General features: G+C 36.6%; 3 protein-coding genes. All 3 read left to right on the forward strand.

Annotated features, from left to right (window positions below):
* Window positions 1–178: 178 nt before the first annotated feature.
* Window positions 179–4867, forward strand: coding sequence for a cobaltochelatase subunit CobN (locus ACKI2W_RS06405; RefSeq protein WP_407380371.1), 4689 nt, complete (start codon window positions 179–181; stop codon window positions 4865–4867).
* 111 nt (window positions 4868–4978) lie between these two features.
* Window positions 4979–9475, forward strand: a complete 4497-nt coding sequence (locus ACKI2W_RS06410; RefSeq protein ID WP_407380373.1) for a right-handed parallel beta-helix repeat-containing protein — start codon at window positions 4979–4981, stop codon at window positions 9473–9475.
* 770 nt (window positions 9476–10245) lie between these two features.
* Entirely contained in the window at window positions 10246–17889 is a 7644-nt protein-coding gene (locus tag ACKI2W_RS06415) for an Ig-like domain repeat protein (protein WP_407380375.1), read from the forward strand.
* The last annotated feature ends 200 nt before the right edge of the window (window positions 17890–18089 follow it).

Raw genomic sequence — 18089 nt, forward strand, 5'->3', positions numbered from 1 at the left:
AAAAAATCAAGCTGACCTTAATAAAACTAAGTTATATATATTATGTAAGATAAATATCACACTTATAGTGGATATTTTTGATGCTGCTATGTTTATCATTAATAGCTTAAAAGGAGGTGAAAATATCAAAAAGTTAGGTAATAAGTTGTTGTTTATTCTAATAATTTCACTAGTGCTCATGTTATCATTAGGTATGGTTTCTGCAGCGGATAATTCAACTTTACTTGCATCGGCCGATTCAGGAGACCTTTTGCAGGCTTCCAATTTAATAACGGTTCATGTCAATGATTCATATGTCCCCGATTCCAACACGTGGACGGAAGACGGTATCAATCTGGCAAATGCAAACGTGTCTGTATATGATTCATCTAACAATTTGGTATTTTCAGGATTAACAAACAGTGAGGGTAATTTAGTTATTTCAAATTTAAACTCAGCAAAATATAATGTTGAGATTAAATATTCCACCTATGAGCCATACACTCAAAGCGTGGATTTGTCAACTCAAAACACAGCTTCTCTCAGTTACATGTTCATCCCAGATATACTATTGCTGGTGGATTACGACTCTCACAACGAAAAAGTTGATGTTCTTATGGAAATGTCAAAAAGGGTTGCTTACATAAGTACCACTAACTATGATAATACTCGGGAATGGCTTGTTGATTATGCAAACTACATTCATCTGGACATGTTTAACGAGGGGGCATATCACACGCTTACAGGACAGTATCTGAAAGAGATTCTTGCCACTTCACCGGCGAATATAAACTATAAGGTAGCTTATACTTTCGGTGTATATTCAAATAGTATTCTCAACGCAACGGGTATACACATTGTCGGGGCAAGTCCTGAGAACAATACTTATCATACGATAGAAAACACTTATATAGGCTCTTATTTCCAGGCAGAGGATATTGAAGCTTCTGATGTATTGGAAAGGAATATGGTAAACTACCTTAAATATGTTTATTATATAATCAACCCTTCCAAATATTCAGACCCTACTTTGGACTTGGACAGCGCTCCATTGATGAGTCCTGAGTGCGGTTTTTACCATCCTGATTTGGGAATTTATACTATCGTTCCGGAACCGGAGCTGATTAACAAATGGATTCATGAAAATCCTGGTTATGACGCAGACGGACATGGAAGTCTCAACTGGATGACTGTCGATTATCCTAATTGGCTGGAAAATACATTAGACCCAACAGTTCTTTTCAAAACATTTGAAAATGATTATATTGGCAATATCAATTATGACAAGCCGTTCATAGCTATTGCTACTTACTATTCTGGTGGTTCCGTAGTTGATGCGTTAATTAGAGGTTATGAGGCACAGGGAAGGGCAGCTTTCAATGTATTTAAAACCGGAACTATTCCTCCTATGTCTTCAATCCTGACTAAGATAACAGATACTTCTACTGTAGGTATTTCAGCTATTGTATCACTTTATAGTTGGTCTTTAAATTATGCAAATGGTTCTGCTAAGGGTGATTTGGAAGATATAGATCTTGCCGTATTGAAAGGTGTATATGACATTTCAGAAACAAGTTATCTAAACGAACTCGGTCCGCAGATAGAATGGACTTTCTCAGTAACCTATCCTAGTTTTGAAGGTGTCTACGGACCTATCGTCCTGTCATACGTTGACGGTATGGGAAAATCCCACGTAATCCAAAGCGGTGTCGACAAGATGGTCAAGCTGTCCTCACAATGGGCAGACCTGAAGGATATGGACAATGCTGATAAAAAAGTTTCCATTGTACTGTATAATTATCCGCCGGGTAAGGCAGAAATTGGAGCTTCATACTTGGATGTATTCGAAAGTACTTATGATTTACTTTTCCAATTGGATAAAGCAGGTTTTAACGTAGGAAACATTTCTGACATTCCGTCTTTATACAACTTAACTGAGTTAATCGTTGATTTCGGTAATAAGGGTACATGGGCTCAAGGTCTTTTAAACAAATATGTTGAGGCCCATTTCGATGAGCTGATGGCTCATAACCAGTTGGTTGACCTTAATCAGTTCTATAACTTGACTTCCAAAATCAATCCTGAGCTTTATCAGTGGATGATTGACCGCTGGGGAGACGGACTCGGTGAAATAATGGTCTATAATGACACATACCTCGTATTCCCAGGTATATGGTACGGCAATGTATTCATTACTTTCCAGCCTTCAAGAGGATGGGAGGAAATTCAGAATTATCACGATTTAAGCTTGCCTCCTCATCAGCAGTACGTTGCATTCTATGAATGGCTCGACCAGACCATAGGAATTAATGCAATTATCAACATGGGTACTCACGGTACGCTTGAATGGTTGCCTGGAAGAAATATCGGGGTAATGGAAGGAGACTGGACATTCGAACTGACTCTGAATCCTACAGTGTATCCGTATATCGTTTCAAACCCTGGTGAGGCTATGGTTGCCCGTGACAGAATCGCAGCTTTGATGATTACTCACATGACTCCAGCTATGGTTTCATCCGAACTCTACGGTAACTACACTACATTGTCAAACTACATTTCACATTACAAGGATCAGGTCAAGCTCAACGTTACAACCAATGCTGAGGAATATAAGGCCTTAATCATTGAACTGGCACCTACTTTAGGTTTCGCCACATTCAACGAATCAGGCAATCAGACCTTTGACGAGTATCTTGATGAGCTTCACGCTTATCTCGACAGCATGGAAGACGATTTCTATACTCACGGTCTTCACCACTTGGGTAAGGTCCTCTCAGATTACGAGCTGATTGAAGAGGTAATCACGGTAACTTCCTCACAGACATCCATATACAACCATATATTAGGATTCTTCTACCCTGATTTGGCTAATCTGAATTATTACGATGACATTCGTCATGTTGAAAAATATTCAGCAGTCGAAGCCGTGGTAAAGGCATTCCTTAAGGAATATGTTACTGCATTGGTATGCGGAACTTCTGTCGAGGCATTGAACAGGGAATATAATATTCCACTTGGCTCCGCTTTGTATAATGATACCGAATATGCTGCTAGTGTTATTGTCAATATAGAAAATAATAATGAATGGGCTGCTCTTATTAAGGCGCTTCAAGGTGACTATCTGCTTGCAGGTTTATTTGCAGATCCTTCCTATGGGGATTCAATTCCTACAGGATATGACGGTTATGCATCCGATTCAACAAAAATGCCTTCCAAATCAGCTTATGCTTCAGCAGTCAAAATCGTTGACTTGCTTCTGGCCGATTACATGGAACAGCATGGCGAATGGCCTAAACTGACTTCATTAATCTTATGGGGTACGGAAATATCAAGGACTGAAGGTATCGGTCTTGCGGAATTCCTTTACTTCCTCGGATGCAAGCCAAAATGGGCTGAAAACGGAAAGGTTATCGGCGTTGAATTGCTGCCATTGGATGAACTTACAGTTCAATTGCATGACGGCAGTGTCGTGAACCGTCCAAGAATCGACGTATTTGCAAGTATCGTAACAAGCAACAAGGACTGGCTGACATGGCTGCTTACAGGTGTAAGTCTTGCAGCTAATGCTGAAGGAGAGGATTTCTCACAGAACTATCTTAAACTTCATTATAATCAGACAGGATCTCTTGACAGGCTCTTCGGTCTTCCTGGTGCAATCCTGGAAGGTACAGGTATGAGTAACTTTATTCCTAATACTGCAGACTGGAATATCGAAACGGTCAACGAGGAAGCAACAAGCATCTATCTTGATAAGGTTTCATTTGCATGGAACATGGATGAAAAAGGAAATATTGTTGTTACTCCACAAAAAGAAGCTTATAAACAATTACTCTCACAAGTTGACTTAATTACTCAGAACTTCGACAGTACATGGAGATTCATCGATTCAGACGATTACTATGACTGGTTCGGCGGTCTGTACAATGCGGCACGTACTCTCGGCGCTAATCCGGACACCGCATTTGTAGATATAAGGAATCAGAACAATTACGTTTCAAGAAACTATGAAGAGGAATTAAACTTCGAGATTCGCAGTATGCTTATCAATCCGAACTACTATGAGCCTTTAATCAATTCCCAGGCAGGTTCACTGTCCTATGCTATGGCTATGCAGAACCTTTACGGTGGTCTTGTGCTAAGCGGAGGATCTCTTCAAACTCAATTGGGTAATCAGTTGGCTGATGTTGTTCTTTCACAGGTAAGCTCTGTCAAATCAACTGCTCAGGCTGCTGCTTTCCAGAGTAATGCCGCATGGATGTTTTACTTGCAGGACCAGGGTTTATGGGCTGCTGATGCTTCATACTCTCAGAAATTGGCTGATGCCATTATGGAGATGGCTATCCAATATGGTGTTGCATGTTGTCACCACACATGTAAAAACCTGGATTTCAACATGAAAATCATTCAGGCAAGTTCACTTTCCCCGGACAAGAAGGCGCAGTATGCAGACATTTTAGCTACTGCAACCTTAACTAATCCGTTATATGTGATGGACGATGCTCCTGTTGACGGTGACGGTCAAAGTGAAACAAATCCGACCGATGAAATTTTGGTTAACGGAACCACTGAAGAAAACGGTCAGGCAGCTCCTAGTGATGCCGGCGGTGAAACTGCAGTTGGGGACCAGCCTTCAACTTCATCTCAGGATGCAAGCAAATCCTCTTCACAATCAAGTGATGCTTCTTCAAGCCAGGATTCTGCTAGTGATTCAAGTGAAGACGCTTCCCAAGCCAGTGATTCCAAATCTTACGAGATTTCAAAAAGTTCACCGGCTAAAAGTTCAAGCTCAGACTCAAGTATGCCAATTGTTGTGATTGTCGCAATCATTGTCCTGATTGCAATATTCCTCGTTGGTTACATGCGAAATGATGATTTTGATGATTATTAAATCATCCTTCTTTTTTTTTAGAAATTTTTAAATATTGTTTAATTACATAAATAAACTTATGATACATTCTTTTCAAATGTATTTTAGAAAAAATGTTTAGATGTGATTAATGTGATTAAAAGATTTAATGTTTTTATAATCTTGTTATTACTCTTATTCGTTTCAATAGGTGCTGTCTGTGCGGCAGACGATGCAAATGAAACGGTAGCTATTAATGAGGTTAATGATGATAACGGCGAGATATTATCCGTTACAGAACGCACTGTCACTTCATCTAACTACAATCAATATTTCTCCGGTAAGGAGGGTACTTTGATTTCATCTTCAGTTAATGAAGGAGATACAGTCATTTTAAGCGGAGATTTCTCAGCCAAGAACTTTACTTTTACTAAAAAGCTCAATGTTTTAGGTTCCGGAGGAACTATCTACAGCGGTATGCTGACTTTCACTAGTGCAGCTTCCGGATCCAATGTAAGTAACTTGAAAATTGTGAATAACGGAGATGGCCTCAGAGGCATTTACTTGAACGGAGCATCATACTGTACCGTTTCAGACAATGAAATAAAAAACACTGGTGTTTCAGCATATCCGATTTGCCTTAATGCGGGATCCAATTACAACAATATTTTAAACAATAAACTGGAGACCAGCGAAGCTTCATATGGACACGGTTCAAGGTCAACATCAGTGATTGTACTTGGAAGCGCCAACAATAACTACATTGCAGGAAACGACATTCGTGTTGCCGATGCAAATGCAATCTATCTGTCTTCATATGCCGGTGGTGAATTCAAAGGCGGTGAATCCTATAACAATATCATTTTCAACAACACTATTACATATACTGTAAATACCACTTCATGGGCTTACGGTATTCAGATGATGGGTGGAAACAATACTGCTGATTCAAATAAGATTTATGGAGCATACAGAGGTATTTCATCTTCAAACTTCCCTGGAAACAAGGCTTTAAACAATATTATCTTTGTTGACGGTACCGATTTCAACACTGGCCTCAAATCCGGTGGGGATTACGGTATCGCTCTTGCTTCAAATTCCACCATTTACAACAACACCGTAACTGGTGTATTTACAGGTGCAGGTATTTCAGGTACTGACGATGCGGTAATAGAAAACAACGTAATTAATTCTACAAAAGGATACGGTATTACTGCTCCTGGTGAAGACATTAAAATCATTGGAAACACAATTTACACAGTTTCCAGTGCAGGTATCTACCAGCATGGAAGATACTCAGGTATTGTCGTTGACAGAAACACAATAGTTTCAGAATCAGGAATTGGTGTTTTGCTTTCAAAATCATCAAAAACCAAATATCCTTCAGACATTACAATTACCAACAACAAGATTACCACTTCAAATACATATATGATCAATGCGGCCGATGCGGATAAAAATACGTTCACCATATCAAACAACACAGGTTCAGGTCTTATATTGACTCCTAACGGTGAAGTCGACCCTTCTGTTCCTGATTTCGTATTCAACGGAACAACTCATTACGTAACTCCTGCAAATTACCACAACTTCATTGACAGTGACGGTAACTTGAAAAATGACTTTGTACATGATGGGGACATCTTATACTTCAACGGAACATTCGACGATAAGGAAATTCTCATTTCATGCAGCATAAAAATAGTCGGTGACAACGCCACATTCAACAACTCAACATTGATGGTTACCAGTGACTCAGTATGGATTGAAAACATCACTCTCATCAATAAGGGAGACAACCGTCTTGATGCATGGGGTATTTTTGTTGCAGACACTCAGCTTGTAAAAATCGTCAACAACAACATTACAGTATACGACCCTGTAGCAGCTTATGCAATATATATCTACAAGGCATCAAAAGTCTATGTCGAAGATAACAATCTCTTCTCAAACGGTAAATCTCTGACATACACATTGCTCGGATATGGCGCTGAAGAATGTGAATTCAAAAACAACAACATCTACTGTTTAGGAACCGATGAGCTTCATGCATTTGAAGACTCAAAAGACCTGAACGTAAACTCTTCAGAAGTCTGCATAGGCCAATGTATCGGCCAATGTCTAGGTGATGTTTTAAGGGAACACTGTCTTGACGGAACCAATGTTGTCCCTGAAATCTACAGAACATATGGTATATTGATGATCAAATCATCCAACAACACCCTTGTTGACAACAGCGTTACCGTAACTTCAGGAATCAACGAATCCTTCGCAGTAAACTCTACAAACTCACTTGTTGGTATTGATTTCTATTATGACTGTGACAACAACGTAATCAGAAACAATGTGATTGACGTCTTTGGTCTTGACAACTATCTCTATGGTGCAGGTGCTCTTGCACAGTCCACAGGCCAGTACTCATCCAATTCAGCTAAAAACAACATTTTCGACGGAAACATCATTACCGTAACAGGTCCTAATGTCGTTGAAGGATTCATATTTGGTCAGGGATGCACAGACAATGTCATAAGCAACAACAGCGTTACCCTTAACGTTAACCGTACAGCTTACGGAATAACTCTTGAAATGTCCGATAACTCCACAATTACTGGAAACAATATTACTATGGATGGAGGCATTGCATATGGAATAGAAGCTTTCCAATCCAGCGGAAACACCATTGAAGACAACACTATTGTCGGAAACGGAAACATTGTCTCTGGCATTGCTGGTGTAAAATCAAGCAATAATGTAATCCAAAACAATGTCATCACTGCAAACGGTGATGGAAACGACACAGGATTCATTTTAAAAGACGTAATCAACGCACCTAACTCAGGTATTTTCTTGGACGGAATTTCAAACGGAAACCTAATCAATGATAATGAAATCGTAGCAACCACAGGCTATCCTGTTGTATTGTCCGAACAGTCAACCGGAAACACCGTAACCAACAACTACCTTAAAGGTGAAAAAGGCTCAGGTGATGCCGGTGTTAACGCAACAAGTTCAAACACTGTCAAAGACAATTACGGATCAAGCTTTGACAATCTTACAATGGAAGATGTAACAGTTCCATATTATGGTGAATTCAACATAACTCTTGAAGCTGGCGAAGAAGCTGATGGAGCTAACGTACTGTTCACTTTAGACAGCGTCATTATAGCCAATACAACTGTGGAAAATGGAAAAGCAGTTGCAACTTATAAACTGAATAAAAACTACAATGTTGGAAACTACACAATTACAGCTACTTTGACAAAATCCGGCTTCAAGTCAGGTTCTGTCACTTCCAATCTGGAAATTCTAAAATCAGAAATTGTTGTAACTGTCAAGGATGTAGTTGCAAAAGCTGGAACTACTGCTCCATTTACGGCAACCGTCATTGACGTCAATGATAATCCTGTATCCGGCTACACTGTAAAATTCTACAGAAACGCACAATATATCGGTTCTGCTGTAACTGATGAAAATGGTGTTGCAACTGCAAACATTAAAGTTCCTGCAGGATTGTTAGGTAATTTCACTATCATAGCTGTTGTCGATGACAGTGATAACTATAAACAGGGCTCAGGAGATGCGGTTTTATCTTCCGTAGCTACCGGTAAGGAATACACCCAACTGACTGCAAGCAATATTGTAATGAATTGTAGGGACGGTACTGTATTGACTGCTAAATTAACTGATTTGTCTGGAAAAGCAATTTCTGGTGAAAAAATCGCAATACGCATTAACGGTGCTCAATATACAAGAACCACCAATGCTACAGGGGAATTCAAATTCCCATTGAACCTTGATCCTGGAAACTACACGGCCGATTTGGCATTTGCAGGAAATGACAATTACTTTGATTCAAATGCAACGGTAAACATAACAATTAAATCAACATTAATCGCAAGCGACATTACCATGATGTATAAAAACGGTACTCGTTATTATGTTTATGTGGTTGCTGACGGCAATCCTGTGGCCAACGTTCCAATCAAGTTAAACATCAACGGTGTGTTCTATGACCGTGTCACTAAAGCTGACGGAAGCGCAAGCATTGCAATCAATTTATTGCCAAGCGAATACATCGTGACTGCTCAGAGAACTGATACTGGTGAAGTTTTAGCTACTAATCTTGTTGTCAAATCATTATTAGTCGACAACAAGGACACTGAGCTCTTCTACAGAAACGGAACCGGATACACTGTTAAAGTTATCAAACAGGACGGAACCGTTGCAGGTGCTGGTGAAATCGTTACATTCAACATCAACGGTGTATTGTATGAACGTAAAACCAATGATGAAGGTATTGCACGTTTGAACCTGAACTTAGGACCTAGTACCTACATTATTACTGCGGATTACAAAGGATGTCTTGTCTCCAATTCAATTACTGTCAAACCTGTTCTTAACGCTTCTGATTTGACTAAACAGTATGGTGTTGCAAGTCCGTTTGCAGTGACATTGGTTGACGGTCAGGGATTGCCTTATGCCGGTCAGATGATTACTTTTAACATCAACGGTGTTTTCTACAACCGTACTACAAACGATGAGGGTATTGCAAGGTTAAACATTAATCTTATTCCTGGTGAGTACATTATCACTTCAATGTATGAGCCGATCAGTGCCGTTATCGCAAACACTGTTAAAGTGACTTTATAAAATAGGTTAATTCATTTTAACCTTTCTTTTTTCTTTTTATAAATTTGTACAATTTTACTCTATCAGGTCAATATTGCTTTTAAAAATTAATAAAGATTATATAATTCTTTTTTTATAATTTATTGTGCATACAAAGTTTTTTTTGTATGTGTGATGCTGGCTCCTGGATGCTCTTTTGAGGTTTATTTATAATGATGTTGAATATTTTTTATAATATGAAATGTTGTTGTGATGCAATCTCGATTGGATGTCATATTTTTATCATTAATGGTATAGGAGGAAAAACATGTCTTTACTTGGGTTATTTTTCAAGTTATGGATGCTTATCCATGTCACATTGGGCATTGATTTGGCTATCTCACTTATTATCGTGTGTTTATTCATGATTTAGCCCAAAAAAATATTTTTTCTCCATAAAATAAGAAATAACTTATTATTGGTTGAGGATTTAAACTAAAATTTCGTCTATTGTTTATGGGAGTCAGTTTTCCTCTTCCAATAGTACAGTCTTATTAATTAAATTTAAATAATAAAATTATAATAAAATATTATAAGAAGATTTTTTTTAATCTTCATACCATAAATGATAAAAATAACTAATCAATGTCTAAGACGGTTTTACACTTTGTGTAATTCAGACATTGATTATTTTTCTATAATTTTCCTGTTTTTCGCTCCAATTCGCTATATATATATATATCTTTTGATAAAATTTTATTCATATTTTATGTATTTTTACATTAAATAATGCAATAAAATGGGTAATTTTTATGAATAGGAAAATTTTGTTTTTACTTTGTTTGATTTTGTTCATTGTTTCTCTCGGTGCTGTTTCAGCGACAGATGATATGAATCAAACAGATGCTGATGCTTTAAGTGTATCGCAATATGATGATGAGCTTGGAGGTATGAATTATGATTATTTACAGGCTCTGATTGATACTGCAGAAAACGGCTCAACGATTAACTTAAAAAATGACTTTGATTATGTTGGATCTGATAAAGGCATAACGATTAATAAAAACATTACAATAAATGGTAATGGTAATACCATTGATGGCAGTAATGGTGTTGGAATATTCACTATTGGCGCGAATAATGTTATTTTAAATAATATTAATTTTATTAATGGTAATGCGACTTATGGTGGTGCTATTTTTGCAGATGAAGGAAGTAATGTAACTATAATGGGGTGTAGTTTTAAATATAACTCTGCAAATTATGGTGGAGCTATCTTCTCATACGGTGATTTAAATATCACCAATTCTAATTTCATCCAAAACACTGCAATTTTTAATTATGGTGCCATAGATACCAATGGCAGACATATTGCAGCTGAAAATCTTAATTTTGAAGGTAACACGCCAAATAACATTAATAAAATAAATCCCGAAATAAGAATTAATAAGAAACTTTTCCGGGAAAATGAGAGTTTAACAATAAATTTCCGTGACAACTGGGGAATTATTGAGGATATTACAGGCAATCTGACTGTCACAATCAATGAAGATGAAAAAAATTTCACATTAACTAGTAATTATATAACATTAGATTTATCCGATTATGATTATGGAAAATACAATTTGACTGTTAATTATACTGGTGATAAAAATTATGACTCCAATTTTCTTTCAATACAATTCTGGATTTTAAATCCTGCAGATGATTCATTTACAGATTTACAGGAAATCATAGATTTCAATGCTAATTATGTAGCTCTTGAACTCTATCATAATTACACATATAATGAATCAGATTCCTCCTGTATAAATATTAGTGAAAATGAGGAAATTATGGGGAATGGTTATGTGATAAATGCCAATAATATGGTTAGAGTATTCAATATTCTCAAAGGCAATACTGTTGTTTTAAATAATATTAATTTTATTAATGGTAATGCGACTTATGGTGGTGCTATTTTTGCAGATGAAGGAAGTGATGTGGATATAAATAGTTGTATTTTTTCACATAACTCCGCAGAAGAGGGTGGTGCTGTTAAATTGTCTGATGGTAATATGGCTAATTGTACTTTTACTAATAATGTTGCATATCATGGTGGTGCTATTTTTGCAGATGAAGGAAGTGATGTGGATATAAATAGTTGTATTTTTTCACATAACTCTGCAGAAGAGGGTGGTGCTGTTAAATTGTCTGATGGTAATGTGGCTAATTGTACTTTTACTAATAATGTTGCATATCAAGGTGGAGCAGTTCATTTCTCTTATTACAAATTTCTTGGTGGCGTTGAAAATTGTATTTTCATAAATAACAGTGCTTCAAATAGGGGTGGTGCAATTTATAAAAATTCTGGTGAGTTAAAAGTAAATAATTCTGATTTTGTAAATAACTATGCATCCGAAGAGGGAGGCGCAATTTTCTCCGATAATAATGTGGATTCAAATAATTCAAATTTTGTTAATAATTCTGCATCTAAATCTGGTGGTGCTATCTTTATGGGTTACGGAAGTGTTGAAAATTGTAATTTCACTGATAATAATGCATCCTGTTATGGCGGTGCAATTTATTATGCTTCATCTGGTAGTATAAATAATTGTATTTTTGTTAATAATTCTGTTTTTTACCCTTATAATTTTAATGATGATGGGGGTTATGATGATTATTATGATAATGAATTTGGTTCTGGAGGGGCTATTTATAATGAATATGGAAGTTATATAGAAGTTACAAATTCTAGTTTTCTTAATAATTCTGCATCTAAAAATGGTGGTGCTATCCTTATTAGATCAGGCAGTATTTATAATTGTAATTTAACAAGTAATGTTGCTGAGTATGGTGGTGCTATTTATTATGAGTCTGGAACATTGGAAGTAATAAATTCCAGTTTTGTCAATAATTCTGCTTCTGTAGATGCTGGTGCCTTTTATTGTGATGCATATGATGCTTTTGATAAATTGACTTTTGCTGATTGTATTTTTATCAATTGTTCTTCTAAGTATGGGGGCGCTATATTCATGCATTCCGGTAGTGTGGACAATTGTACTTTCGTTAATAATTATGCATCCAAAAGTGGTGGAGCTATCTGGTTTAATAGTAAAGGTAATGTGAATAATTGTAATTTCATAGATAATAAAGCAGAAAGTGATGGTGGAGCTATTAGATTATCTGGTATGGGTGGAAATATTGTGAATTGTAGTTTCACTCGTAACATTGCTAGCGACGGTGGAGCTATTATATCTACTGAAAAATGTAATGTGGATAATTGTACTTTTGTCAATAATTCTGCTTCTGTGGATGGTGGTGCAATAGATATGGATTCTGGTTCTGTAACAAATTGTACTTTTATAAATAATAATGCTTCAAGGCATGGGGGTGCCATTACAGGTAATAATGTTATAAATAATTGTAATTTTATCCATAACACAGCATCTGATTCGGGTGGTTCAATATATATGTTTTATGGTGCTGGTAGTTTAAACAATAGTAATTTCACTAATAACTATGCATCCGGGCGTGGTGGAGCAATTTACTTTAGTGGCAGTATTGATAATTGTAATTTCGTTAATAATTCAGACGGTGATAAGGATTGTGCTGTTTATTCTGCTTACGGAAATTTGGAAGTTAAAAACTCTAATTTTACTAATAATAGTGAAGCTATCCGATTTAATATGGAAGGTACAGTGAATAACTGTATTTTCGTTAATAACCTTGAAACTGCAATCATTGGGGGTTCCGAAACTTTGGAAGTTAGAAATTCCAATTTTATAAATAACTCCCATGCAATAGCTATGGGTTCAGGTAGTGTGGATAATTGTACTTTTGTCAATAATTCTGCAAGTTCAGGAGATGGTGGTGCAATACGCATAGATTCGGGTAGTGTGGATAATTGTACTTTTGTAAATAATAGTGCTTCTAATTATGGTGGTGCTATCCGATTTGACGATGAAGGTAATGTGAATAACTGTGTTTTCGTTAATAACTCTGTAAGCTCAGGCAGTGGTGGAGCCATTTATTTCTATGATTCTGATGTCAATATGGATTATTATGTTCCTGATATTTCTAAGAGGGTTGTAAATAACTGTACTTTTGTCAATAACAGTGCTTCTAATTATGGTGGTGCTGTCAGATTTAATGCCGGAGGTATTGTGGATAATTGTACTTTTGTCAATAACAGGGCTTCCACTTATGGGGGATCTGTGGATTTTTATCTTAAAGGTAGTGTGGCAAACTCTAATTTCACAAATAATGTTGCTTTAAATCGTGGAGGTGCTATCAGATTTTATGATGAGGGTACTGTGGGCAATTGTACTTTTATTAATAATAGTGCTTCTGATTCCGGAGGTGCTGTTTACTTCCGTTATGAAAGTAAAGTAACAAATTCTCTTTTTGTTAATAATTCCGCTACTTCAGGTGGTGCTATTACTACATACAGTTGGTATGGCTATGATTATACCACCAGTATTATTTTGGACAATTGTAATTTCACAAATAATGCTGCACAGGAATATGGTGCGGTTCACATTAAATTGACTTTCAAATCAAATGTAACCAATTGTAATTTTGTCAATAACTCTGTAAGTTCAGGGGATGGTGGTGCAATTTACATCAGTGATTCCAGCAATGTAACTGACTGTAATTTTACAAACAACACTGCTTCTGGAAAAGGTGGTGCTCTTGTTTTGGCTGCAGATGATTGTACTTTAGGAAATTCAAATTTCATTGAAAATATTGCGGATAGTGCAGGTGCAGTTTATTGGAAAGGTAATGATGGTATTTTGAAGTATAATAACTTCAATTTCTATTATTCACCGGGACATAATGATTATGTCATTGTTGGCAAAAATGTCTCTGTAATCGGTTATATAACCGTTCCTGATGTAACAAAATATTATGGGGGAGATGAACAGCTTATTGTTACTTTAACTGATGGTAATAAATCGTTATCCAATGCTACTGTTAATGTCACAATTGATGGCGTAACCGTTTCCAAATTAACTGATGGTAATGGTCAGGTATTTATTGATTTAAATCAGCCTAGTGGCAAGTATGATGTAATAAGCAGTTATAAGGATTTCACCTCCACTTCCACAGTCACAATCAAGCCAACCATCAGTGCAAATGATGTTGAAGGATATTATAATAATGTGAAATATGTTGTCTATCTTTTGGATTCTGCAGGCAATGCTTTAACCAATGGATCTACAACGTTTACAATTAATTCTAAAACATATACTGCTACTGTTTCAAATGGTAAGGCTACTTTGAATATTGGTGAAAATCATGGTTCATATGTTGTTAGCGCAACCAATCCGAGCACTGGTGAAAGCATATCCAATAACGTTACTATTAATCAGGTTTCAACTGGAACCACACTGTTTGGTGTTAAAGATATTGTTGTTGGTGATTCATTATCTGTAATTGCCATTGTCAATGCCGTTTCAGGTACCGTTACGTTTGAAGTAGGTTCCGATTCTCAAAAAGTGGATGTTGTTGATGGAAAAGCAACTTACACTATCGATGCTTTACCTGAGGGTTCATATAATATAAGCGCCACATATGAAGATGCTGAGGCTAACTATTTGGGCAGCTCTGATATCAAATCATTTAAAGTATCTAAAGCAAATCCTAAGTTAAATGTTGTTGCACAAAATATTGATGCCGGTCAAACTGCAATATTTGAAATTACTCTTGACAGTGATGCTAGCGGTAATGTGAGTGTCGATATTGAAAATAAAACTTATGACAGTATTTTATCTGGCGGTAAGGCAACTATCAGTGTTCCTGGTTTAGCTATTGGGGATTATCCGTTCACGGTTTCATATTCTGGTGATGACAAGTATAATGCATCATCATTCGCTGGTAAAATCAAAGTTATAGATACAAATGTTGTTTTAATTGTTCAGGACTTGGTTAAATATTTCGGAGTTTATGATAAGTTGTCCGCTACCCTTTTGGATTCATCCAATAATCCTTTAGTCGGTAAAACGGTTGTCTTTAATATCTCCAATGTTTTCTATAATAGGGTTACTAACGGCTCAGGTGTTGCATCATTAAATATTAATCTGCATTCTGGTGTTTATCATGCTATTGTAACTTATCAGAATATTTCTGAAACTGCTAAAATAACTGTCCTTCCTGCACCAACTAACACAACTTTATCATTGAATAAAACAGGCAATAATTCTGTCAGTTTGAGTGCCTCTATAAATTCATCTAGAGTTGGCGGCAGTGTCATGTTTAATGTCAGTGGCAAGGTCTATGAGGGCATTGTTAATAAGGGTCTGGCCACTGTCGATGTTAATAATTTAATTGGAGGCAATTATACTGTTGTAGCCATATATTCTGGTGATGAAAATCATGATTCGTCCATATCAAATAATGTAACGTTCACTATTGAGAAATCATCTATCTATATTTTGGCTCCTGATGTAACTAAGTATTATGGCGGCAGTGAGAAGTTTGTAGTCAATTTAACCGATGATAACAATAATCCTGTATCTAATGCTACTGTCAATGTCACAATTGATGGTGCAACAACTTCCAAAGTGACTGATGATAATGGACAGGTCTTCATTGATTTAAACCAGGCCAGTGGTGAATATAACGTTATCAGCAGTTATGGGGATGTAAGTGCTTCTTCCAAGGTTGTAATTAAACCAACAATCAGTGGAGATGATGTTTCAGGTGATTACAATAATGTAAGTTATGTTGTCAATTTATTAGATTCTGAGGGTAAAGCTTTAACAGGCGGAACTGTAACATTCACAATCAATTCTAAAAACTATACTGCTGAGGTTTCAGATGCTAAGGCTACTTTGAATGTTGGTGAAAATCATGGTTCATATGTTGTTAGCGCAACCAATCCGAGCACTGGTGAAAGCATATCCAATAATGTCACCGTTAATCAGGTTTCAACTAAAACTGAATTGTCTGGTGTCAGTGACATTAATGTTGGCGATTCATTAACTGTAACTGCTCATGTCAATGCAACAGAAGGTGTTGTCACATTTGAAATCAATTCCGATTCAGCTAATGTTACTTTATCCAATAATAAAGCAAACTACACTATTGAAGGTTTAAGCGCAGGTAATTATACTGTAACTGCTAGCTATTTCGATGCTAAAGGTAATTATTTGGGAAGTGAGGATTCCAAAGCATTCGTGGTATCTAAAGTAGCTCCGACCTTGGATGTTGTTGCTGATGATATCGGTGCTGGCCAGGATGCATTATTTGAAATCACACTCGATGATGACGCTACCGGCGAAGTGCTTGTTTCAATCAACAAAGAAACATATAAAGATAATTTATCTTCCGGAAAAGCGATCATTAAGGTTTCAAATTTAACCATTGGAACATATAACTACACTGTATCCTATGCTGGTGATGACAGGTATTATAATGTTTCTTACAGTGCCTCAATTGATGTGAAAGACGTTAATGTTGTCATAATCGCTCCGGAAGTTACCAAGTATTTCGGCGGCTCTGAAAGGTTCTATGTGACTGTTGAGGATAAATCCGGAAACCCTGTGGCTAACCAGTCACTCGTTATCAGGATTAACGGTCAGAATTACACAAGAACTACTGGTGCTGAAGGTAAGACTTCAATAGCTATCAATTTGAATCCTGGAGACTACAGGGTTGTTGTTGAGTCTGACGATGACAGTGTTGTTTCATACGTCCATGTAAAACCAACATTAAACGCAAATGACATCACAATGATGTATAAAAACGGTACTCGTTATTACGTTACAGTCTCACAGAACGGCACTCCCTTGGCGAATATTCCAATTAAGTTAAACATCAACGGTGTTTTCTATGACCGTGTCACTAAAGCTGACGGAAGCGCAAGCATTGCAATCAATCTCTTGCCAAGCGAATATATCGTAACCGCTGAGAGAACTGACACTGGTGAGAAACTGGCTACTGATTTGATTGTAAAATCATTATTAGTCGACAATAAGGATACCGAGCTCTTCTACAGAAACGGAACCGGATACACTGTTAAAGTTATCAAACAAGACGGAACCGTTGCAGGTGCTGGTGAAATTGTTACATTCAACATCAACGGTGTATTGTATGAACGTAAAACAAATGATGAAGGTATTGCTCGTTTGAACCTGAACTTAGGTCCTAGCACTTACATTATCACTGCGGATTACAAAGGATGTCTTGTTTCAAATCAGATTACTGTCAAACCTGTGCTTAACGCTTCTGATTTGACCAAACAGTATGGTGTTGCAAGTCCGTTTGCAGTGACATTGGTTAACGGTCAGGGATTGCCTTATACCGGTCAGATGATTACTTTTAACATCAACGGTGTTTTCTACAACCGTACTACAAACGATGAGGGTATTGCAAGGTTAAACATCAACCTTATTCCTGGTGAGTACATTATCACTTCAATGTATGAACCGATCAGTGCCGTTATCGCAAACACTGTTAAAGTGACTTTATAAAATAGGTTAATTCATTTTAACCTTTCTTTTTTTCTTTTAAGTGATTATAATTTTTAAAAAATAGTGGGTTTGAAGTTTAGGTATATGTTCCGGATTCGAAACATATACTAAAACGATTTTTTTCAAAGTAACACGGGAGATGTTACAATAAAATATTCTGTTAAATTTAATATATAACCATTTCCATATTTAAGAATGCC

The sequence above is a fragment of the Methanobrevibacter sp. genome (assembly GCF_045603845.1).
Classification (GTDB): Archaea; Methanobacteriota; Methanobacteria; order Methanobacteriales; family Methanobacteriaceae; genus Methanocatella.

Excerpts from the sequence above, each read along its gene's own strand:
- ACKI2W_RS06405 (WP_407380371.1), top strand. The coding sequence starts at position 179 with ATGTTATCATTAGGTATGGTTTCTGCAGCGGATAATTCAACTTTACTT.
- ACKI2W_RS06415 (WP_407380375.1), top strand. The coding sequence starts at position 10,246 with ATGAATAGGAAAATTTTGTTTTTACTTTGTTTGATTTTGTTCATTGTT.